Source organism: Desulforamulus hydrothermalis Lam5 = DSM 18033, assembly GCF_000315365.1.
In the GTDB taxonomy this organism is placed as follows: Bacteria; Bacillota; Desulfotomaculia; order Desulfotomaculales; family Desulfotomaculaceae; genus Desulfotomaculum; species Desulfotomaculum hydrothermale.
The window spans coordinates 98,870-120,907 of record NZ_CAOS01000012.1; the positions used below are offsets into that span (position 1 = coordinate 98,870).

Annotated in this window: 23 protein-coding genes, 1 other RNA gene and 1 other annotated feature; of the genes, 17 read left to right on the forward strand and 7 right to left on the reverse strand. The window is 50.4% G+C overall.

Going from position 1 to position 22,038, the window contains the following annotated elements; translation table 11 throughout:
- Positions 1-37 precede the first annotated feature (37 nt).
- The 6 genes from DESHY_RS14290 to DESHY_RS09860 all read right to left on the reverse strand — a co-directional run bounded on the left by DESHY_RS14290 (position 38) and on the right by DESHY_RS09860 (position 3,944).
- A complete protein-coding gene (locus tag DESHY_RS14290) occupies positions 38-187 on the reverse strand; it encodes a hypothetical protein (protein WP_008412401.1) in 150 nt (49 codons plus the stop codon).
- 82 nt (positions 188-269) lie between these two features.
- Positions 270-1,523 (reverse strand): stalk domain-containing protein, encoded by a 1,254-nt coding sequence (locus tag DESHY_RS09840; RefSeq protein WP_008412402.1) that lies wholly within the window; start codon positions 1,521-1,523, stop codon positions 270-272.
- 108 nt (positions 1,524-1,631) lie between these two features.
- Positions 1,632-2,090: a hypothetical protein gene (locus DESHY_RS09845; protein ID WP_008412404.1), complete on the reverse strand. Its 459-nt coding sequence runs from the start codon at positions 2,088-2,090 to the stop codon at positions 1,632-1,634.
- A gap of 19 nt (positions 2,091-2,109) precedes the next feature.
- On the reverse strand, positions 2,110-2,820 hold the full coding sequence (locus tag DESHY_RS09850) for a nitrite/sulfite reductase domain-containing protein (RefSeq protein WP_008412407.1): 711 nt from the start codon (positions 2,818-2,820) through the stop codon (positions 2,110-2,112).
- Between the two features lie 93 nt (positions 2,821-2,913).
- On the reverse strand, positions 2,914-3,633 hold the full coding sequence (locus DESHY_RS09855) for an HAD family hydrolase (RefSeq protein WP_008412409.1): 720 nt from the start codon (positions 3,631-3,633) through the stop codon (positions 2,914-2,916).
- A 20-nt stretch (positions 3,634-3,653) separates the two neighbouring features.
- Positions 3,654-3,944, reverse strand: a complete 291-nt coding sequence (locus DESHY_RS09860; RefSeq protein WP_008412410.1) for a DUF896 domain-containing protein — start codon at positions 3,942-3,944, stop codon at positions 3,654-3,656.
- Between the two features lie 164 nt (positions 3,945-4,108).
- Positions 4,109-4,336 (forward strand) — a binding site (T-box leader).
- Positions 4,337-4,421: 85 nt separating this feature from the next.
- Between DESHY_RS09860 and hisS the strand changes: the two genes are divergently transcribed.
- From hisS to mnmA, 11 genes are all read left to right on the forward strand, one after another.
- Positions 4,422-5,687 carry a histidine--tRNA ligase gene (hisS, locus tag DESHY_RS09865; protein ID WP_008412412.1) on the forward strand — a complete coding sequence of 422 codons (1,266 nt, stop codon included), beginning with the start codon at positions 4,422-4,424 and terminating at the stop codon, positions 5,685-5,687.
- Positions 5,688-5,846: 159 nt separating this feature from the next.
- The gene (aspS, locus tag DESHY_RS09870; protein ID WP_008412414.1) at positions 5,847-7,652 is read left to right on the forward strand and encodes an aspartate--tRNA ligase; all 1,806 of its coding nucleotides are present in this window, start codon (positions 5,847-5,849) and stop codon (positions 7,650-7,652) included.
- A gap of 109 nt (positions 7,653-7,761) precedes the next feature.
- A non-coding RNA gene (gene ssrS, locus DESHY_RS13715) (6S RNA) lies at positions 7,762-7,949 on the forward strand.
- Between the two features lie 272 nt (positions 7,950-8,221).
- Positions 8,222-9,340 (forward strand): S1C family serine protease, encoded by a 1,119-nt coding sequence (locus DESHY_RS09875; protein WP_008412416.1) that lies wholly within the window; start codon positions 8,222-8,224, stop codon positions 9,338-9,340.
- Positions 9,341-9,369: 29 nt separating this feature from the next.
- Positions 9,370-10,044 carry a response regulator transcription factor gene (locus DESHY_RS09880; RefSeq protein WP_008412417.1) on the forward strand — a complete coding sequence of 225 codons (675 nt, stop codon included), beginning with the start codon at positions 9,370-9,372 and terminating at the stop codon, positions 10,042-10,044.
- The gene (locus tag DESHY_RS09885; protein ID WP_008412418.1) at positions 10,041-11,474 is read left to right on the forward strand and encodes a sensor histidine kinase; all 1,434 of its coding nucleotides are present in this window, start codon (positions 10,041-10,043) and stop codon (positions 11,472-11,474) included. Before DESHY_RS09880 ends, DESHY_RS09885 begins: the two co-directional genes overlap by 4 nt.
- A gap of 56 nt (positions 11,475-11,530) precedes the next feature.
- Entirely contained in the window at positions 11,531-12,286 is a 756-nt protein-coding gene (locus tag DESHY_RS09890) for a tRNA threonylcarbamoyladenosine dehydratase (protein ID WP_008412419.1), read from the forward strand.
- 191 nt (positions 12,287-12,477) lie between these two features.
- Positions 12,478-12,906, forward strand: a complete 429-nt coding sequence (locus DESHY_RS09895; protein WP_008412420.1) for an RrF2 family transcriptional regulator — start codon at positions 12,478-12,480, stop codon at positions 12,904-12,906.
- Between the two features lie 37 nt (positions 12,907-12,943).
- Complete coding sequence (gene nifS / locus DESHY_RS09900) at positions 12,944-14,185, forward strand: cysteine desulfurase NifS (RefSeq protein ID WP_008412421.1); 1,242 nt, start codon at positions 12,944-12,946, stop codon at positions 14,183-14,185.
- Between the two features lie 33 nt (positions 14,186-14,218).
- Complete coding sequence (gene nifU, locus DESHY_RS09905; RefSeq protein ID WP_008412423.1) at positions 14,219-14,590, forward strand: Fe-S cluster assembly scaffold protein NifU; 372 nt, start codon at positions 14,219-14,221, stop codon at positions 14,588-14,590.
- A 9-nt stretch (positions 14,591-14,599) separates the two neighbouring features.
- Positions 14,600-15,700 (forward strand): tRNA 2-thiouridine(34) synthase MnmA, encoded by a 1,101-nt coding sequence (gene mnmA / locus DESHY_RS09910; protein WP_048818053.1) that lies wholly within the window; start codon positions 14,600-14,602, stop codon positions 15,698-15,700.
- Between the two features lie 59 nt (positions 15,701-15,759).
- Here mnmA and DESHY_RS09915 read toward each other — a convergent pair whose 3' ends face one another.
- Positions 15,760-16,449: a zinc dependent phospholipase C family protein gene (locus DESHY_RS09915; RefSeq protein WP_008412426.1), complete on the reverse strand. Its 690-nt coding sequence runs from the start codon at positions 16,447-16,449 to the stop codon at positions 15,760-15,762.
- A 205-nt stretch (positions 16,450-16,654) separates the two neighbouring features.
- Between DESHY_RS09915 and DESHY_RS14295 the strand changes: the two genes are divergently transcribed.
- From DESHY_RS14295 to DESHY_RS09935, 6 genes are all read left to right on the forward strand, one after another.
- A complete protein-coding gene (locus DESHY_RS14295) occupies positions 16,655-16,828 on the forward strand; it encodes a hypothetical protein (RefSeq protein ID WP_008412428.1) in 174 nt (57 codons plus the stop codon).
- Between the two features lie 20 nt (positions 16,829-16,848).
- Positions 16,849-17,025, forward strand: coding sequence for a YtxH domain-containing protein (locus DESHY_RS13910; protein ID WP_143147743.1), 177 nt, complete (start codon positions 16,849-16,851; stop codon positions 17,023-17,025).
- A 50-nt stretch (positions 17,026-17,075) separates the two neighbouring features.
- A complete protein-coding gene (locus tag DESHY_RS09920) occupies positions 17,076-18,107 on the forward strand; it encodes an AI-2E family transporter (RefSeq protein ID WP_008412430.1) in 1,032 nt (343 codons plus the stop codon).
- 111 nt (positions 18,108-18,218) lie between these two features.
- The gene (gene alaS / locus DESHY_RS09925; protein ID WP_008412432.1) at positions 18,219-20,852 is read left to right on the forward strand and encodes an alanine--tRNA ligase; all 2,634 of its coding nucleotides are present in this window, start codon (positions 18,219-18,221) and stop codon (positions 20,850-20,852) included.
- Positions 20,853-21,212: 360 nt separating this feature from the next.
- Positions 21,213-21,584 (forward strand): hypothetical protein, encoded by a 372-nt coding sequence (locus DESHY_RS09930; RefSeq protein ID WP_008412433.1) that lies wholly within the window; start codon positions 21,213-21,215, stop codon positions 21,582-21,584.
- Between the two features lie 159 nt (positions 21,585-21,743).
- Entirely contained in the window at positions 21,744-22,004 is a 261-nt protein-coding gene (locus DESHY_RS09935; RefSeq protein ID WP_008412436.1) for an IreB family regulatory phosphoprotein, read from the forward strand.
- Positions 22,005-22,038 lie beyond the last annotated feature (34 nt).

Genomic DNA, 22,038 nt, shown 5'->3' on the forward strand with positions numbered 1-22,038 from the left:
ACATTAATATAGTTTGAAATGCATAAAAATTGTTAATTTAATGAGTTTCATCGTAGGAAAGGGTAGTCACCCTGGTAAACTGACCTCTTTTAATATCTTCCGGGCCGGCCTTCTCTGCCAGAAAATCACGCATGCCGGGGGCTGCTTGAGGTTTGCTTGGCCCGGCCTTTTTTTTGCTGCCAGACATACGGTTCATCCTTTCTGCAGTGTTTTGCCAGTATCATTTCCTGACCGGCATCTGTTTATGTTGTTTGGTCACTGAATAAAAGTTATTGTCGGGGGATGATACAGGTTCTCAGGGAAAACCACATATCCTGGTTTAACAAGCCCAACCGCCAAAGAGAAATACCTTTAAGCTGATGCCGTTTGGCGATACCCACTTTGCTGACCAGGCTGGCGGCTGTTTCGCTGGGGACAGAAACAGCCAGGATAATTTTCTCCGGCGGCACTGCTTGGCAGGCCAAACTGACGGCCTGGTTAACCAGATCAAGCGGTTCCGGTTTGCTTCCGTAATCATGGGCCATAATAATTATTTCATCCGCTAATTGGCCCAATTTCTGATAATCGTATCCCCGGTAAACGCTGTTGGGTGCATGCAGGGTGAGGGTTAAGGTGCGATTTGCTGCCTGCAGGCGCTGCGACAACAGCGTGACAAAGTTGGTAAAATTGTTTCTGGTCTCAGTTAAAGAGGTATCCTGCCAGCCCAATCCTTCAAAGTCTATATTTACACCCTGGTAGATGCCGGCTTCCTCAACGATAGAGGCAACAGCCTTTTCCACGGCATGCCGGTCAGTTAACAAGCCGGTGAGGGAACCATCGGCATCAGTCATATGAATCACCATTTGTGTTCTTAACTTGTAAGCGGCTGCTTTATCCAATACCAGCCGGAAATCCGCGGGTTGCTGCCAGCCGCCGGCGCTTTTGGTAAGCAGGTTGCCTGCCCGGTCTAAACTGTACCAACCCAGGGCCAGGGTACTGACAATATCGGTATTGCCGGTAGCGGCGGCGGGAAAAGGTTGGCCAAAAAGATTGGTCCAACTGCTGGTTTGCCGGTCACCCAGCGCATAAAAGCCAATTACCTCCATAGCCTGGGGCGGCGAAAAAATTTGGATTAAATTTTCAGAGGGCTGCCAGGCAACCCGACAGCTAAAAGCCTCACTAAAAAAACGCAAGGGGACGAGGGTTCTGCCGTTGACGATTTGCGGTGGCACGTCCATTGAAAGGGGTATGCCGTTGCGCACAGCTGTTCTGTTGCCTATTTGTAAGGTTATGGTATTATTGGCGTCGGCTGCCCGGATGGTTTGCGTTTGCTTGTCCCAGCTTAGCTGTACGTTAATAGCCTCGGCCAGGGCTCGCAAGGGTACCAGGCTGCGGTTGTTGTGGAGCACCGGCTTGCAATCAGAATTTATCGGTAAACCGTCAACGGTAACTGCCGGTTCAGTGGCTGTGGTCGGCTGAGCAAAAGCCGGCCAAGGCCAGGACAGCATCAGCCAGGCCGAGATTACCCATAACAAACGTATCATAGTTACCTCCTAAAATACAACGCCGCAGCAAAGACTGCGGCGTTAGTTGTAGTCAAAGGTTAAACCGCCGACCAGAACGGTTGACAGTTTGAAACACAACAACAAATACTACGGCGTTTTTTTACCGGTTAAGTGGTTGGCAATCTGGCCGGAAAGTTCATCGTTTTGTTGTTTTACTTTAGCTAAATACATAAATACGCTGCCGGGGTAATCAATTTGTTCTTGCAGCACGGCGCTCTCCAGGGAGGTGCGAACCAGGGATACGACACAATCAGAGGAATGATTGTCCCGGCATTCCCGGCAAAGTTTGCAGCTGGCCGCAATGGCCCGGGAGATTTGGTCTTGATAGTACGGTTTGAAGTCGTTTTTAGGGATCAGGTTGCTGGCGCCCGGGATATCCAGAACACCTTTCTGCTCCGCAAAATTTATAACTTTTTTAGCAAAACCGATCAGGCAGGTGGCCTCTTTGCATTGGCCGGTGTTAAAAAGATCACAGTCCCGGCAAAAATCATTCAGCAAATTCCTTAATTCATGAAAATCAATGTCTGAGGTACGGCTAACAGTCACAGCTTTTACTCCTTTCTAATTAACCAAAAAGAAAAGCGGCAAACTCGTCCGGCTGGGCATTGTTGGTGAAATACAATTCCCGGGGCGGCGTAAAGGGTTGGCTGCCCAGCCGTTCAATGGTTTTGCACAGCCGTTCATGGGGTTGGGCCAGGCGGCGGTAATTTTCCAAAACAAAATCAACCACCGCAAAAACTTTAGACTTGGCTACATCGTTTGCTATGATCACACCATGTATAGGCTTGCCGGTGGCACCCCGACCGCCGATCACAATATCAAACCTGTCCGAACCTTTGGCGATTAAGCCCAGATCAGCGCAATATGGTTCGGTGCATCCCCGCTGGCAGCCGGCGGTGGAAATTTTAAAATCCTTGGGAACATCCTGTCCCAGATAACGCTCCTGCAACTCCATGCCCAGCTCGAGAGCCGGGCCCAGTGTCCTGGGGCAGAGTTCAGCACCTCCCGGACAGGCTTTAACACTGCGCACTTTGTTGCCGAAAGGAGCCACCTGCAACCCAAGGGCCTCAATTTTCTTAACTAATTGAGGAATTTTATCTTGTTCTAAAACAGCAATCAAAGTTTGTCGAACGCCGCATTTAAGCCGCCACACACCGCAGTCCCGGGCCGCTTCGGCCAGTCCCATAAATTGTTCCGGCGTCAGGATGCCGCCGGGGAAAACAATGTTTACGGCATACAAGCCGTTGCGCTGTTGACGAAAAATTGCCTCTCCCATGGTAACCACTCCTTGGAAAAATAGTATCTCAAGTTGCTATCTTACCAGGCATTGTTTAAAAAAACATAAAAAAGAAATGACAAAATCATATCATTAGCTTGTTGCCGGAGGCAGTTTTTTGGCAAATTCCATGAAATCTTCCAGACGTCCGGTGAAGTCCGCCCGGTAGTCGGGATCACCATGATCGATCAAATAATCAGTTACCAGGTAGGTTTTAATACCCAATTTGGCTGCCGCTAAATCTTCTCTTGTATCGTTGCCTACCATCAGGGTTTCGGACGGCCGGGCGCCCACCTTTTCTAAAACTTCCCGGTAGTACTCGGGGTTGGGTTTGCAATAGTGACAGTGTTCATAGGTGGTGACCAAAGCCCAGGGCAGATCAGCAATACCGGCCCATTGCATCCGTTGGGCGGTGGCCACACGGGGGAAAATAGGGTTGGTGGCCAGCACCAGCCGGTAGCCTTTATCCAGCAGATGCAGGCAAATTTGCCTGGCTAAAGGAGTGGGAGCGGTACAGTGAATCAAGTTTTTAAAATCACCCTGATAGTAGTTATCAAATAAAGCCATCAATTCCTCGGCAGGCAGGTTAAAACGGGGGGTAAAATCCTCCAGGAAAACCTCTTGATTGGTTTTGTGCGGGCGGGTATCCCGTATCATAGCCGCAGTGGCAGCCATGATATGTTTATGCAACACCGGGGGCTCCGCAATGTGAGAACATATCCTGGCCAGGCCGTTAAAATAACTTGTCAGAAAGCTGGACAAGTCCATTGGCAGTAATGTGCCGTCTAAATCAAACAGAATGGTTTTCAGCATGTTTGCCTCCGTTCTTTATACTAATGTATGGGATCCTTTGGCTCATGCTGATGGCAGTTGCAACCGCAACTGCCTTGCTTGCCCCGGGGCAGCCGGTGTGTATGCTGCCGGTGGGATTGACCGCAACTGCAAGAGCCCTCATCTTCAACAAATTTAATATTGTTTAAAGCGTTGATTACCTGACCGCGAATACCTTTAAGATACTGCCGGCGCAGCCGGTGCTGTTCTTCCTTTTCCTCCGGGGTCAGCCCGGCGGTTCGCTGCTTACGGGCCAGCGCGTTGATTCTTTCTACCAGTTCTTTTGTGATCATAAAAGTCACCTCTTTTTATTTCCCAGTATCCGGGGCCAAAGGCGCCGCTGATACTTTTATATTATAGCACCCGCCACCATTTTTTAACAGTTGAAAAAGCAGGGTAAACCTGCCACATTGACAAATTTCGTTCTATTGCATACAATAATGTTCAGGTTTATAAGGATAAATCTATGATCGGGAGAGTAGGCTTGAGAAACCTTGCCCAGGGAGGAGAAGCCCCGGACTGTAAGCTTCTCTGCAAGAACTTTAGCTGAAGAACACCCGAGAGTTACCCCCGAAAGGATAATGTCCCGGTAGGCCGGTACGGAACAACGCCGTTATCGTTGACTTGAGAGGAACTATGAAGTTCAATCAGGGTGGCACCACGGGAAAATCCTCCCGTCCCTGGCGATGCTGCGGCATGCCCGGGGGCGGGAGTTTGTTTTTGGAAAACAGTGCTATTGGCAAATGGCACAATGGCAAGGAGGTTTCTTTGTGTTAACAACCAGGCCGCGAGGTACTAACGATATTTTGCCGGGCGAAGTCGAAAAGTGGCAGTACCTGGAGGAACTAGTCCGGCAAGTATGCCGGGAATATGGCTACGGCGAGATCAGGACACCCCTATTTGAACATACCGAACTGTTTGCCCGGGGTGTGGGAGAAACTACCGACATTGTAGAAAAGGAAATGTATACCTTTACCGACCGGGGCCACCGCAGCCTGACACTGCGGCCGGAGGGAACGGCCGCTACCGTACGGGCCTATGTGGAAAATAAGCTGTACGCACTGCCGCAACCCATTAAATTATTTTATATTGGCCCGATGTTTCGCTATGATCGGCCCCAGGCCGGGCGCTATCGCCAGTTTCACCAGTTTGGCGTGGAAGTGTTTGGTTCTGACAGCCCGGCGATAGACGCAGAAGTTATTGCTATGGCGATGGATATTTACAGCCGAGTGGGTCTTCAGGATCTCGAGCTGCACCTTAACAGTGTCGGCTGTCCGGACTGCCGGCCGGTTTTAAGAGAACAGCTGCGGCAGTATTTCCGCCCTCAGCTGGCCAATTTATGCCCCAACTGTCAGGGCCGCTTCGAGAAAAATCCGCTGCGCATATTGGATTGTAAAAATGAAAAATGCCAGGTCATCGGCCGCCAGGCTCCCACGCCGCTGGATGCCCTTTGTGATCCCTGTGCGGCTCATTTTGAGCAGGTTAAATCTTACCTGGATGCGGCCGGGGTTAAATATGTCTTAAATAACCGGCTGGTCAGGGGATTGGACTATTATACCCGTACTGCCTTTGAAATTATGGCCCGGGATATTGGCGCCCAGAGTTCGGTTGGGGGTGGCGGCCGCTACAACGGGTTAATTGAAGAATGCGGCGGGCCGCCAACGCCGGGCATTGGTTTTGCGCTGGGCTTGGAGCGTATTTTGCTGACGGCAGCCAACCAGGGCATTGACTTTCCTGTTAACATAAGACCGGCGGTGTTTATTGCTACGGTAGGCCGTGAGGTTGACAAACAGGCTTTTGAACTGTTGCAGCAGCTGCGCCGCCAGGGGATTGCTGCTGAAAAAGATTATCTGAACCGCAGCTTGAAAGCACAAATGAAGTACGCCGGCAAGCTGGAGGCCAGGCTGGTGGTTATCCTGGGCGACGAGGAAGCGGCCCGGGGAGTTGTAGTGATCCGGGATATGCAGGCCGGGACACAACAAGAGGTGGCCCTGGGCGAAACGGTAGCATATATAAAAGCCAGGACGGCCTCCTGAGTTTTTGGCATAAGGCGGTTTTACTAGCTCTGCCGGTGACTTGTCGAAGCCGGCAGCAGTACTTGATGAGCGAAGGCATAGACAATCTGCAATATTTTTCTTAATGCTTTAAGATAATTTATACTTATACTGCAGTTTTAGCAATGGGGGTAATAAAAGATGTCTGAATCGATGCATGGATTACATCGCACCTGTTATTGCGGTGACCTGAGGAAACAGCATGAGGGTCAAGAAGTAGTACTGATGGGGTGGGTGCAAAGACGCCGGGACCACGGCGGGTTGATTTTTGTAGACTTACGGGACCGTGCCGGCATTGTCCAGGTGGTTTTCAGCCCGGAAGTGAATGAAGAGGCTTTTAAAAAGGCGGAAGGCGTCAGAAATGAGTACGTCCTGGCGGTGGCAGGCAAAGTAACAGCCCGTCCGGCAGGCACGGCCAACCCCAATATGGCCACCGGGGATGTAGAGGTTTATGCCCACACCCTGCGGGTGCTTAACCGGGCCAAAACACCACCTTTTTATATTGAGGATAACATAGATGTAGACGAGAACCTGCGCTTGCGTTACCGTTATCTTGATTTGCGGCGGCCGGAAATGCAGCGGGCCATGATGCTGCGTCACCGGGCGGCTAAAAGCGTGCGGGATTTCCTGGACCAGCATGGTTTTTGGGAAATTGAGACGCCCATGCTGACTAAAAGCACCCCGGAAGGGGCCCGTGATTATCTGGTGCCCAGCCGGGTTAATCCCGGCAAGTTTTATGCGCTGCCTCAGTCCCCCCAGCTGTTTAAGCAAATTTTAATGCTGGCCGGTATGGAACGTTATTTTCAAATTGTCCGGTGTTTTCGGGATGAGGATCTGCGGGCGGATCGCCAGCCGGAATTTACCCAGATTGACCTGGAAATGTCTTTTGTGGACACCGAGGATGTTATGGGGCTGATGGAACAAATGATTGCCCGGGTTTGCCGGGATACCGTCGGCTTGACAATTACTACCCCTTTCCCGCGTCTTTCTTACCGGGAAGCCATGGAACGCTTTGGTTCTGATAAGCCGGACACCCGTTTTGGCCTGGAGCTGAAGGATATTACACCCATTGCCGCCGGGTGCGGGTTTAAGGTCTTCCACAGCGTTGCTGCCGGCGGCGGTCAGATAAAAGGTATCAACGCCAAAGGCTGCGGCGGTTTTTCCCGCAAGGATATCGACGATTTGACCGCCTTTGCGGCCGTTTATAAAGCTAAAGGCTTAGCCTATTTTATTATAAATGAAGACGGATCGGTGAAATCGCCCATTGCCAAGTTTTTTACGCCGGAAGAAACAGCGGCTATTATGGATAAGCTGGAGGCACAACCGGGTGACCTGCTGCTGTTTGTGGCCGACCGGCCGTCGGTTGTGGCAGCTTCCCTGGGGGCCCTGCGGGTACACCTGGCGGAACGCCTAAACCTGATTCCCCAGGGTGTGTGGAATTTCCTCTGGGTTACTGATTTTCCGCTGTTGGAATACGATCCGGCCGAGGGGCGCTATTTTGCCATGCACCATCCCTTTACCTCACCGGTAGAGGAGGATCTGCCGCTGCTGGAGAGTGATCCGGGAAAAGTGCGGGCCAAAGCCTATGATATGGTCTTGAACGGAGTGGAGGTAGGCGGCGGCAGTATTCGCATACACCGCCGGGATGTCCAGGAATTAATGTTTAAAGCACTGGGCCTCAGTGCCGAGGAGGCCAGGGAAAAATTTGGTTTTATGCTGGAAGCCTTTGAATACGGGGCGCCTCCCCATGGCGGCATAGCTTTCGGTTTTGACCGCTTGGTGATGCTGCTGGCCGGTAAAGAAAGCATTCGTGACGTGATTGCTTTCCCCAAAACAGCCAGTGCCACCTGCTTGATGACGCAGGCACCTGATCTGGTAGACCCGGCTCAACTGGCCGAACTGCATATTCGCAGTACCGCAGTAACGAAAAACAGCACGGCCCAATAAGATGTAGCGAGGATACTGTGGGAAAATCAGGTTGGATCAGGGAATGCGGCAGGACTTGCGAATTTATTGACGCTATGTTAACATAATGATTAAATATAACCACTTGCACATTGCCCTGCTTTGTGCGTGTGTAACCTGAAGTTTTGAGCCAACATTGAAGAAATAGGGAGCCCGGTTTCACGCAAGGGAATGTAGACCTTACCGGCATAAGGAAACAGGAAATTGCGGAAGGGCACCCACCTGTTGGAGAACAGGTTCAAAAAACTTTGGGTATAAACACGGCATGGTGGGGTTTCCTTTTTATTTGCATAAATCCCGCCGGCCCCCACAGGACGTGGGAGCCGGCCGAACCGGGCCAGGATGGCCCGGTTGAGGCGACCCCAAGGGCGACCGTAGCGAATCATAGTGCTGTCGGTGCGCAGACCGGAGCTAAGGAAATCATAAACCGCAGTTAATGTTTTGTCGACACTCAGGAACATCTCTTTTGAGATGTTTTTTTTGTTTTTAAGGTTCCTTTAAGCTTTACCTTTTATAATCACCGGTAAAAACATACGGGAGGAGAGATGCTTATGAAAGCACCGGCTGAAAGATTAGCCAAGCCATTCATTATTTTACTGGTCAAAAGCCTATTGATGATTTTACTGGTGGTTGTGGGATTGCACTGGTCCAGCAACCGGCAACATTTAATAGCGCTGGGCAACAAGCCGGCTCTGGCGGAACAGGGTTATATCAGACCCGCCAATATTTCGGCAGTGGTGAAGCAAACCGCACCGGCAGTAGTAAAAATTGAAACAGTAGTTCAGTCGCAGGTTCAGCTGACCCCATTTCTCAATGATCCCTTTTTCAGACAGTTTTTCGGTATGCAAGGGATACCTCGAACACAGGTGCAAACCGGCCTGGGTTCCGGCTTTATTGTTTCCGAAGACGGATATATTGTAACTAATTACCATGTTATTGAAGGAGCCAGCCAGATTCAGGTAACACTGGCCACCAACAAACAGTATCAAGCCAAAGTAGTGGGGTTTGACCAAGAGTCAGATTTAGCGGTGCTAAAGATTAACCCGGCCGGCCCATTGCCAACCTTGAAGTTTGGCAGTTCAGAAAGCATTGAGGCAGGTGACTGGGTGATTGCCATTGGCAATCCTTACGGCCTGGACCATACAGTAACGGTGGGGGTTATCAGTGCCAAGGGCAGGCCGGTAAACGTTGGCGACCGGCGTTTCCGCAACCTCTTGCAGACCGATGCCTCCATTAACCCGGGCAACTCCGGCGGGCCGCTGCTCAACCTAAACGGTGAAGTGGTGGGAGTAAACACAGCGGTTAATGCCGGTGCCCAGGGCATTGGTTTTGCCATTCCTTCATCAACAGTCAAGTCAGTTTACAACCAGCTGATTACCAAAGGCACGGTGGCCCATCCTTATCTCGGGGTTAATATTCAACCTGCTGCGGATCAGCGGGGTGTGACGGTGGTAGGGGTGGTGCCGGACAGCCCTGCCATGGCAGCCGGTTTAAAACCCGGCGACATTATTTTACAATTTAACGGCAAACTTTTAACCACCCCTCAGGAGCTAATTGATTCAGTGGACCAAAGCCGGCCGGGACAAAAAGTAACCCTGCTGGTTGTTCGGTCTGGACAAAGCAGAGAAGTGCAGGTGATAATAGGAGATAAAAGCAGCAAAAAAATTTAACGGTTTTCTAAATAAAGCGGGGGAAAAATATGGGCGCCAGGATTTTGGTTATTGATGATGACCCAAAAATTACAGCCATGCTGCAACGGGCGCTGACTTACGAAGGATACCGGGTTGAGGTGGCCAACGACGGCTATACCGGGCTGGCGATGGCTAAAGACAATCCGCCGGATTTGTTGATACTGGACATCATGCTGCCAGGGCCGGACGGTTGGGAAATCTGTCAACGATTTCGCCAAGAAAACGTCATACCGATCCTCATTCTCAGCGCCAGGGATGAGGTGGAAAGCAAAGTAAAGGGTCTTAACCTGGGGGCTGACGATTACCTGGGCAAGCCCTTTGCTCTGGCAGAGCTGCTGGCCCGTATCCAGGCACTGCTGCGCCGGCAGGGCAATCAGGGCAGAGTTATACAGTTTTCTGGCCTGAAACTGGACCCGGAAACCAGGGAGGTGCGGCGGGCCGGCCGCCCTTTATGCCTCACCGCCAGGGAATTTGACCTGTTATACTTATTATTAAGCCACGCTAACCAGGTATTAACCAGAGATCAGATCATTGACAAGGTGTGGGGATTGGACTATACCGGCAATTCCAACCTGGTGGAAGTTTACATAAATATGCTGCGCCAAAAGTTGGAAGAGTACGGACCCAGGCTCATCCACACGGTGCGGGGAGTGGGTTATGTGCTAAGGGAGCAGGCCACATGACTATCCGGCTTAAACTAACTTTATGGTACAGTGCGGTAGTGAGCTTAACCCTGATTGCCTTCTCTTTGATTCTGTATACATTTCTTTCTTACAGCATGGTGCAGGAAATTGACAGGGAACTGGCGGGACGGGCTGTGGCGGTGGTGCGTTCCGTCAAAGTGGTGGGGCCCAACTGGTTTAGCCGGCAGCAGATTGTACTGCCGGATGTGGATGTGTTTGGCTACCCTAATACCTACCTGCAAGTGGTGGATTCTTACGGGCGCCTGGTGGCCAAGTCCAGCAACCTGTCCCAGCAGGTGTTGCCTTTAAGTGAAGATACTCTACAGCTGGCCGCCGGGGGACAAAGTTTTTACGAGTGGCTGCAGGTGGACGGCCAGAGGATTCGCACCTACAACTATCCGTTAATGGCAGAACAACGTGTGGTGGGCCTGCTTCAGGTGGGGCAGCCTTTTTCCGGCATCCAGGCTGCTCTTAACAGGCTAAAATGGTTGCTGTGGCTGTTGAGCGGCCTGATGATTGGCGCAGCCGGTTCACTGGGCTGGTGGTTAGCCCGCACAGCCTTGCGCCCGGTGGAAGAAATTACAAAAACAGCCGATCTGATTCGTCAGGAATTAAATCTCCAACAGCGCATTAATTGGGAAGGACCGGCTGATGAACTGGGGCGGTTGGCGGCTACTCTGAACGGCATGCTGGACAGTTTGGCAACCGCTTACCGGGAACTGGAAGCATCCCATGCTGCCCAGCGCCGCTTTGTAGCAGATGTGTCCCATGAATTAAAAACCCCTTTAACAACGATCCGGGGAAATGTTGATTTACTAAGGAAGATGGGTGATGACCAGCCGGCTGTCCGGCAGGAGGCCTTGGCGGATATTGCTTCCGAAGCAGAGCGAATGAGCCGGCTGGTTTCGGACATGCTGGTATTGGCCCGGGCGGATGCAGGTTTTACCCTGTCATTAAAGCCTTTGCCGGTACAGCAAATAATTGAGCAGGTGGGCAGGCAGGCCAAAATTCTGGCCGGTTCCCTCAACTTTAAAATAAGCTGCCGGCCGTCTTGTGAAAATATCCGTATCCTGGCTGACCCTGATTATGTTAAGCAAATGTTACTTATACTATTGGATAACGCCATTAAATTCACCCCCCCCACGGGTGTGGTGGAACTGTCGGCTGAATGCAGCGGTGACGTTGTAAAGGTGGCGGTTAAAGACACCGGTATCGGCATTGGGCCGGACGAACTGGACCGCATTTTTGAGCGATTCTATCGTGCTGATCAGTCCAGATCGGTGGGCGGTACCGGATTAGGCTTATCCATTGCCAAATGGATTGCGCATCAACATAAAGCAGAAATTACGGTTACCAGTGAATTGCACAAAGGCAGTGTTTTTTGGGTTACATTTCCTGTGTTTAGCCGGCCGGATCAGTCGTTCCCATAAAAGCCGCCGGCAGATTTGACAACAGTTTGCTAATATTTAATTTTTGGGAGGTTAGCGTGCAACAGCACAGATTTTCCAGAACAGCTATGTTGATCGGTGAAGCGGGGGTAGCTAAACTGGCAGCTGCCCGGGTGCTTGTTTTCGGGGTCGGAGGTGTAGGTTCTTACGCGGTGGAAGCTCTGGCCAGGGCGGGCGTAGGTGAGTTGACACTGGTGGATTATGATACGGTAGATATTACCAACATTAACCGCCAACTGCATGCGCTGGACAATACCATTGGCCGGTACAAGGTAGACCTCATGGCGGCCAGGGTTCAACTGATTAATCCCCAAGCCACCGTTATTCCCCTGCGGCAATTTTACACACCGGAGGCAGGAGAAGGTTTGATCAGCTCCCGGTATTCTTATGTGGTGGATGCCATAGACAATATTACAGGCAAATTAGATATTATCAGGCGATGTTACAGGCACAATATTCCGGTTATCTCCAGCATGGGAGCGGGCAACAAACTTGATCCGGCTGCTTTCCGGGTGGCGGATATCTCGCAAACTTCGGTGGATCCTCTGGCCAGAGTGATCCGCCGGGAGCTGCGCAAATGGGACATTACCGGTGGGGTTAAGGTGGTATACTCGCCGGAGCAGCCGGTGCCACCCAGGGTTAAAGTGACCAAGTCTGCTGCCGGTTCGCCGGATGAACCAGGCGGCGGACATTCACTGGCGCCGGGCAGTATTTCTTTTGTTCCGGCAGCTGCCGGCCTGGTGCTGGCCGGTGCTGTGGTACGGGATATACTGGGAATGGACAACAGGGCATAAGCTAAACAAAATATTATAGCATTTCTGCATAGTACCACCCTAGCGGTGGTATTTATTCTTATGTTAGGCTTTCTCTGTTTTAATCTTGAGTAATTCAGTCGGATTTAACAATTGACAGCCACCTTGTTAGCATGGTAACATATCACCAAAACCCGAGTAATTTACTTGGGATTAGCAAGGGGGGATGTTGTTTGCGGCTGTCCACCAAGGGACACTATGGACTTAAGGCGATGTTTGATTTGGCCATGCATTACGGGTCCGAGCCAATCCCCTTAAAAACAGTGGCCGAGCGGCAAGGCATATCCGAGAATTATTTAGAGCAGCTGATAGCTGTGTTGCGCAAGGTTGGCCTGGTCAAAAGTGTCCGGGGCGCCCAGGGGGGATATATCCTGGCGAAACCTCCTTCAGCAATAAAAGTAGGAGATGTGGTGCGGGCCCTGGAGGGTCCCATTGCCCCGCTGGAGTGCGTCAGCGAGCATGAACCGGCGTCCTGCGATAAAATCGACTGCTGTATTTCAAGAGTTATCTGGGCCAGGGTTCGCGACAGCATCGCGGAAGTATTGGACTCCATTACCCTGGAAGACATGTGCCGGGATGCGCAGAAAAAATTGGATTCATAACCAGCAATGCTTACCACAAACATTAAGGAGGAAGCTTATGAGGAAAGTTTACTTTGATCACTCGGCCACAACCCCGGTGGATCCGGCTGTGGCAGAAGTAATGATGCACTACCTGACAGAACATTTTGGCAATCCCTCCAGCATCCATGCCTTTGGCCGAGAGGCACGCAAAGCGGTTGAAAAAGCCAGGCAGCAGGTAGCGGAAGCCATTGGCGCTGCCAGTGTGGGGGAAATTGCTTTTACCGGTTCGGGCACTGAGGCGGACAATATGGCTATCCGCGGGGTGGCTTATGCTAATCGTCATAAGGGAAACCATATTATTACCTCTGCCGTGGAACACAGTGCGGTACTTAATTGCTGTAAGCAGTTAGAAAGGGAAGGTTTTTCGGTTACTGTATTACCGCCCGATGAATATGGCAGGGTAACCGCCCGACAAGTGGCGGAGGCCATTACTGATAAAACCATCTTGATCACTGTTATGCATGCAAATAATGAGATTGGCACGATTATGCCAATTAAAGAAATAAGTGAAGTAGCCCGGGCCAAAAAGATTATTTTCCATACCGATGCGGTGCAAAGTTTTGGCAAAATACCTGTAAATGTAGATGAGCTGGGGGTGGACTTGCTTACTTTATCCGCCCATAAAATTTACGGCCCCAAGGGTATTGGAGCCATGTATATCCGTAAAGGTACCTTCTGGCATCCCATCATGTTCGGGGGCGGTCAGGAACGCCGCCGGCGACCCGGCACAGAAAACGTGGCCGGCATTGTGGGCTTTGGCAAGGCCGTTGAATTAGCCATGCAGCGCATGTACGCTGATGCCGAGCGTTTATCCAAATACCGTGACCGTTTAATTGCAGAAGTGCTGGAGAAAATTCCTCATACAATCTTAACAGGCCATCCCAAGGAGCGCCTGCCCAATCATGTCAGCTTTTGCTTCCGTTTTATTGAGGGCGAGTCTATGCTTTTAATGCTGGATATGAAAGGTATTGCCATTTCAAGCGGTTCTGCCTGCACATCGGGTTCCCTTGAGCCATCCCATGTACTGACAGCCATCGGTCTCTCCAAGGAGGTAGCTCACGGTTCATTGCGCCTGACCATGGGTAAAGACAACAGCGAAGAAGATGTGGATTACTTCCTGGAGGCACTGCCACCCATCATTGAAAGGCTGAGGGCCATGTCACCCCTGGGTGAAGGCTGCAACCCCTGTGCCTGCAGTACCTGCACGGTGCATGAGGAAGACCATCATCATGATCACGGGGATACAGATGAATTTTAGTTTTTTTAGAAAGGGAATGAGGAGGTTTCATTAATGTACAGCGAAAAAGTGATGGATCATTTTACTAATCCCCGCAATGTAGGAGAGATTGAGAATCCGGACGGGGTCGGCCAGGTTGGCAATCCCAGCTGCGGCGACATTATGAAAATTACTCTGCGGGTTGAAAATAATATTATTAAAGATATAAAATTTAAAACCTTCGGCTGTGGTGCGGCGGTGGCCACCAGCAGTATGGTAACCGAAATGGCTATGGGCAAGACTCTTGACGAAGCGCTGCAAATTACCAATAAGAGCGTGGCAGAAGCCCTGGAAGGGCTGCCGCCGGCCAAGATGCACTGTTCCAACCTGGCTGCGGATGCTTTAAAGGCAGCCATTGAAGACTACCTCAAAAAACAAAATGCGTAGGTGAAGCCTTTGGCAACCAAAAAAAGAGTTATGGCAGCCATGAGCGGCGGGGTTGACAGTTCTGTCACCGCCGCCCTTTTAAAGCAACAGGGTTATGAGGTTGTCGGAGTAACCATGCAAATCTGGGATCCTGCAGTGGAAGTGGTGGACGGCGACTATGTGGGTTGCTGCTCCTTAACTGCCGTGGATGATGCCCGGCGGGTGGCGGATATCCTGGGGATTCCCTATTATGTTTTGAACTTCAGGGATTTGTTTACCGAAAAGGTGATCCGGTACTTTGTGGACGAATACCTGCGGGGGCGTACCCCTAACCCCTGTATTGCCTGTAACCGTTTTATTAAATTTGAAGCCCTGCTGCATAAAGCCCGCCAAATGGGGTTTGACTATATTGCCACCGGTCATTATGCCAGGCTGGGTTACAGCGAAGCATACGGACGCTACACTGTCCGCAAGGCGCGGGATGACAAAAAGGATCAAACCTATGTGCTGTATGGTTTTACCCAGGATCAAATTGCCCATACCCTGATGCCGCTGGCAGATTACAGCAAAGAGCAGGTGCGGCAAATGGCCCGGCAGTGGGGACTGCCCACCTATGCCAAGCCGGAAAGCCAGGAAATTTGTTTTGTACATGATAACAACTATCGCAACTTCCTGGACGAACGGGCCAAACACGCTATAGAACCGGGTCCTTTCCTTGATTTGCAGGGCCGGGTAATTGGCCGGCATAAAGGAATTCCCTTTTATACCATCGGCCAGCGGCGGGGCTTGGGTCTGGCCACCGGAGAACGGGTTTATGTGGTAGACATTGATGCGGAACAAAATACTATTACCGTAGGCCCCGAACATGCCATCTGGGGCAGTGAGCTGCTTGCTGCAGACAATAATTTTATTTTATTTGATAAACTAACCGGTCCCCGGGAAGTGGCTGCCCAGGTTCGCTACAACAGCCGGCCTTCGCCGGCGATAATCCAGCCGGCAGAAGAAGGGCTGGTAAAAGTAACCTTTAAATATCCCCAGCGATCTATTACTCCCGGTCAGGCTGTGGTTTACTATCAGGATGATTATCTGGTGGGCGGCGGGACCATTGAAAAAGTATTAAAAACAAGCTGATTTTTCTCCCAACCCCTTGTGATTGCACAAGGGGTTTTTGCATGGCCTTTCCTGCAGGTTTATATCTGGTTGTAGAAATGCAATAAAAACCCGGCAGTGGTTTGCTGGGCTCTGGGTAACAGGACGTCGGTTGCCCGGTGATAATCTTCCGTATTGCCCCTGCTAACCAGGTGGAAGTATTGTTTAGCTAATTTGGCATTCTCGGCGATCCATTCCTGCGGATGGCGGGAAATATGGTAAATACCGCCATTTTCAGCCGGATAATGAGATTTTCTGTTTTCCACCCAGTTTTCATATGCCATATGACCGTTAAAGAGGTGGCAGGTGGCATGATGTGGCACACAAACATCTTGGATCAAATGCAAGGCTGCCCCAAGATAAAACATGGCCCGGGCGTGTTTTTGGCTGTGCCAAAGTTTTAATGCTTTGCGATAAAATTCACTGCATTTTTCTGCCGCACTGGGCCAGTGCCACATACCGGACCGGCTGTCCGGATCGTAAAGGTGACAGGCGCTCTGCAAACCGTAATCTACCCATACCACGCCGTTGTCTAACTGGTGGGCAAACATATCAAAAAAATGGGCAGCCTGTTTATAACCGTCGTTCAATAAGATGATGCGGGCTTGTTCATTGATAAAAGGGTGTGTGCTGCCGGTCCCTCTGACCCACTCTACAGGAAGCGGCAAGGACGAAATGCACTTTGCGGCAACGGAAACCGACCAATCAAACATCGCTGAAACGTTTAACATGTCACACCCCGCAAGTGTTGTTTACCCTATTATAAATTGCCCCTGTAAAGAGGATACTAAGGTTATATTAAAGGTGGCACGCCATTGCTAATTCTTTGTAAAAAGATTTTAAGAACGGCGAGGTTTTAATGCCAGACGCATTTTTACCGGGCATTCGGGTAATAATATGGAACAGTTAAATCCCAAGTACAAGGAGGAACCGGTTGTGAATTGTCCGGTTTGTGGCGGGAAAGCCACCGGCAAAGTGGGCATTGACCAATTTTATTGCTGGGATTGCTGTGTGGAATTCCGCATGAATAAGGAAGGCGTCGATATATTTGAAGTGGCTGAGGACGGTAGTTTGGTTGCCTTTGACCCGCATAACACAGCTTTATATTAAAAATTTGGGGGTGAAAGCAGATGAAGTTTTGGAGGGGTGTGATTACCGGCAGCCTATTGGGAGCAGCCCTTGGCATGGTTTTAAGACCACAAAGAAAGCCTGAACGTATGTTTTTGGCTTCTACTCAAAAAGCCGGGCGGCGGGCTCAAAAAATGATGAAGGGTATGTCAAAGAGAGTAAGCGATATGATTAAGTAAAACATGAGTGGGGACACAGGTCCTCACTTTTTTGGTATGGGGAGGCAGTTATGACTTGGTGGAAGGAAAAACGCACCTATCGCTATGTTTTTCTCGCTTTATTGGGAGGGCTGTTAGTTTATTTCTTATATTTGGTGCGTAAGCTTTGTTTACCCTTCATTCTGGCGGTAGTTTTGGTCTATCTGTTAAATCCTGTAGTAGGCCGTATGGAAAAAAGAGGCGCTTCCAGGGTAGCAGCTATTCTTATCCTATACCTGGGGGTTATTATTGTAGTAACCGGCCTGTTTATGTACGGAGTGCCAAGGATGGTTAACCAATTAGAAGTTTTTGTGGAAAATATTCCCGCATATACCGACCAGGTGGAAGGCATGGTGCAGCATTTCCAGCAAAGATTTGATAACAGTACTGTGCCGCCCGGGGTACACCAGGTTGTGGACGAACGGATTCGCTGGGCAGAATTAAAACTGGTGGGTGTGGTCCGCCAAGCTATGGACTTTTTAATGGCCCTGTTGGGAAACTTGCTTAATTTTGCCCTGGCGCCTGTATTGGCATTTTACATTATGAAAGACTTGGAAATGATTAAGAAATGGGCTGTGGCCCAGGTGCCGGGCGAGTGGAAAGGGGATGTTCTCTGTCTGGCTAAACAAGTTGACCTTGTTTTTGCTAATTTTATCCGGGGGCACTTGACGGTGGTGCTGCTGGTAGGAGTATTAACCAGCCTGGCTTTTCTGTTTATTGGCTTGCCCTTTGCTACCATGCTGGGAATTATCGCCGGCCTGGCTGAGTTAATACCTTACTTCGGTCCGCTGATCGGGGCTATACCGGCCTTAGCCATAGCTCTGCTGCAGTCCAAGTGGCTGGCCTTAAAGGTGGTAATAACAGTTACAGTCATTCAACAGTTGGAAGGCAATGTTATTTCACCGAGAATTTTAGGCGACAGTGTCGGGTTGCATCCCCTGGCCATTATTGTTGCCCTTTTGGCGGGTGGCCACCTGTTTGGTATTGCGGGTATGCTGCTGGCGGTACCTTTGGCGGCCATTGCCCGTATCCTGGTTTCGTTTGCCTGGGCAAAACTTAATTAACCGGCATTTCGCGGCGGCCAAAGGCTGGCTTGACCGCCTGTAATTTATGCATTAAGATATAAATATTTGAAGAATTTGTAGCCTTATGCAATTAGGAGGCAGATAAAATTGATGACCGGCAAAGAAATAAGAGAAAAGTACCTTAAGTTTTTTCAAGAGCGTGGGCACCAAATCTTACCCAGCGCTTCATTGATTCCCCATAACGATCCCAGTATTTTGTGGACGGCAGCAGGCATGGTTCCCTTTAAACCTTTTTTTACCGGACAAGCGGTACCTGAATACAAAAGAGTTACTACCTGCCAGAAGTGTATTCGGACGCCGGACATTGAATCGGTGGGACGCACAGCCCGGCACCATACCTTTTTTGAAATGTTAGGTAATTTCTCCTTTGGCGATTATTTTAAAGAAAGCGCCATTCCCTGGGCCTGGGAATTTGTTACCGAACACTTAAAATTGCCCAAAGAAAAACTTTGGATCACCATCTACTTAGATGATGATGAGGCCTTTGAAATCTGGCATAAGGTGGTAGGTGTGCCGGCGGAACGTATTGTCCGCATGGGTAAGGATACCAACTTCTGGGAAATTGGTGTGGGACCCTGTGGCCCCTGTTCGGAAATTTATGTGGATTTAGGCGAGGCCAGGGGATGTGGTTCACCCGACTGTGGGGTAGGCTGTGATTGCGACCGTTTCTTAGAAATTTGGAACCTTGTGTTTATCCAATTTTTCCGGGATGAGGAGGGCAACTATACTCCCCTGAAAAACAAAGGAATTGATACCGGCATGGGCTTGGAGCGGGTTGCTTCGGTGCTGCAAGGCGTGTTATCAAACTTTGACACTGATCTGTTCCGGGAAATCATGGATTACACCGCCGACCTGGCAGGGCAAAAATACGGTCAGGATCCCAAAATTGACCTGGCCTTAAAAGTAATTGCCGATCACTGCCGGGCTGTTACCTTTGCGGTGAGCGATGGTGCGCTGCCGGGCAATGAGGGGCGGGGTTATGTGATTCGCCGCCTGTTGCGCCGGGCGGTTCGGTTTGGCCGGGTGCTGGGAGTACACGAGCCTTTCCTGTATAAAGTTGCCCGGGCGGTAATAAATCAAATGAAAGATGCTTACCCGGAGCTGCAGCCAAAAAGCGAGCACGTTTTGCGGGTTATCCGTACCGAGGAAGAGCGCTTTTTGGAAACCTTGGCTGCCGGCAGCGATATTTTGTCTGCCCTGATCCAGGAAGCCAAAGCTGCCGGGGTTAGTGAAATTACCGGCGAGGATGCCTTTAAATTGTATGATACCTTTGGTTTCCCGCTGGAATTAACCCAGGAAATTGCTGCCGAGCAAGGCCTGACCGTGGATACAGACGGCTTTGCCGCCGCTATGGAGGAACAGCGGCAGCGGGCCCGCAGCGCCCGTCAGGAAACAGAATATTTATCCGAGCGGGGGGTTTTGTATAAGGCACTGCGGGAAGAGTTGGGGGAAACCCGGTTTATCGGCTACAGCACCTTGGAAGCGGCTACCAATGTGCTGGCTCTGTTAAAAGACGGCCTGCAAGAAATTTCGGCGGACGCCGGCGAAGAAGTGGAGATTGTTTTGGATGTAACCCCCTGTTACGCCGAGTCGGGCGGCCAGGTGGCGGATTACGCCGTATTAAAGGGGCCCCAGGTGGAGGTTGCCATTACTTCGGTGAGTAAGCCGGTAGAAGGGTTGTTTATCCACCGTGGTAAAGTGCTTGCCGGCACCCTGCGACGTCACGATTCCCTAAAAGTTTTTGTTGATCGTACCCGGCGTCAGGATACCGCCCGTAACCACTCTGCCACTCACCTGCTGCATAAGGCCTTAAAAGAGGTGCTGGGTGACCATGTCAACCAGGCCGGATCACTGGTCGAGCCAGACCGCCTGCGCTTTGACTTTACCCATTATGCGGCAGTGACTCCGGAGGAGCTGCAGCGCATTGAAAACTTGGTTAACGATGCGGTATTAGCCAACCTGTCTGTTGAAGTTTTTGAAACCTCTTTAGCCAAAGCCAAAGAAATGGGAGCGGCCGCTCTCTTCGGCGAAAAGTACGGCAGGCAGGTAAGGGTAGTTAAAATGGGGGATTTCAGCCTGGAACTCTGCGGCGGTACTCACTTAACTTGCACGGCTGAAATAGGGTTGTTTAAAATTGTTAATGAAACCAGTGTGGGAGCCGGATTGCGGCGTATTGAGGCGGTTACCGGTTGGGGTGTTTTAAAATACCTGGCCGCCAAAGAAGAACAATTGCAAGAGATCGCAGCTGTGATAAAGAGCCCTGCCCACGAGCTGGTACGCAGGGTTGAAGGGCTGGTACAACAAAATAAAGCCCTTGAGCAGGAAATTAACAACCTCAGAAGCCAACTGGCCAAGTCTGAAGTGCAGGAGATTCTTGGCAAAGTAAAACAAATTAAGGGTGTACCTGTACTGGCTGCGGTGGTGGCCGCCCCGGATATGGATAATTTACGCAGTATGGTGGATATGCTGCGGGATAAACTGGGCACCGGTGTTATCTTGTTGGGCAGTGTTGCCGGGGAAAAAGTTAACCTGGTAGCAGCAGTAACCAAAGATCTGCTGGGCCGGGGCCTGCATGCCGGCAACCTGGTTAAAGAGATTGCCCAAGCAGTAGGCGGTGGCGGCGGCGGCAGACCGGATATGGCTCAAGCCGGCGGCAAAGAGCCGGCCAAGCTGCAGGCGGCCATTGATAAGGTGCCTTCTGTGGTGGAAAGACAACTTAAATAAGTATTGTTCATCCCAAGAGAGACGCATTGCCGTGTCGACAAACATTAGCGGTGGTTTATGATCCCCTTTGGCTCCGGTCTGCGCGCACCGACAGCACTATGATTCGCTCCGGTCGCCCTTGGGGTCGCCTCAAGGGCTCCTTTCGCTCATCAAGTGCTGTTACCGGTGCTTCGACAAGTCGCCGGCAGGGGATCATAAAACCACCTCATTTTGTTTTACAACCTTTGTCTACAGTCTGGAGAGACGCATTGCCGTCTCTCTTTTGTTGTTGAGGCAGGTTTTTGGAACCTTACACCTTAATCCTTAATATGATAAATAATCAAAAGATCTTTCTCCTGTTATCGGAAGGGGGTTATATCAATGCTGTTTCCTTTCGGGAGGCCCGGACCGCCTCCCAAGGGTATGCCTGTAATACCCGGGCTGCCCGGTTTGCGTTTAAACCTAACGATAGATCATTTTCAGTTGCTGGGCACCTTGCTGATGATGGGCTTAAGCCAACGCCCCGGTTTTAAGAATCAGTTGGAAGAGTTAGTGGTTTTTATTCAAAAAATGCAGGAAGCGGCGGAAGCTATTTCTGTCCAGATGGAGGCGGTGCATAAGGAATTTTCAAGAGTAAAAGCCCGGATGGCGGAGTATCAAAACATTCAACCGGACGAACAGGCAGCAGCCAAACCGCCCAGGAGCTACTATGCTAATCCCCTGCTGCACCACTTGCTGAGGATGCTGTCTTAATTTGAAATTTAACTGTCTAAGCACCGTTATAAGGTGCTCTTTTTGTGAAAAATTAAAGCCAATAATTTAATATTTTATTTTAACAATAGAGGGAAAAACAGCATTTTGTTGAATTAATATTACAAGTACAGGTAATATTAGGACTGGGAGGTCTTTGCCATGGCTAATGATTTTTCACAAGAAACAGTAATGTTTAAAGTCCAGGCGGAAGAAATTAACCAGGCCCGAGAAATTTTGCTGGCTGTTTATGCTGCCTTGAAGGAAAAGGGTTATAATCCGATCAACCAGCTGGTGGGGTACCTCTTGTCCGGTGATCCGGCCTACATCACAAGTCATGGGAATGCCCGCAGTTTGATTCGCCGTTTAGAGAGGGATGAATTGCTGGAAGAACTTGTAAAGAATTACCTGGAAAGAATCTAACCCTTACGCATATTTTTTGAAGCAAATATTAACT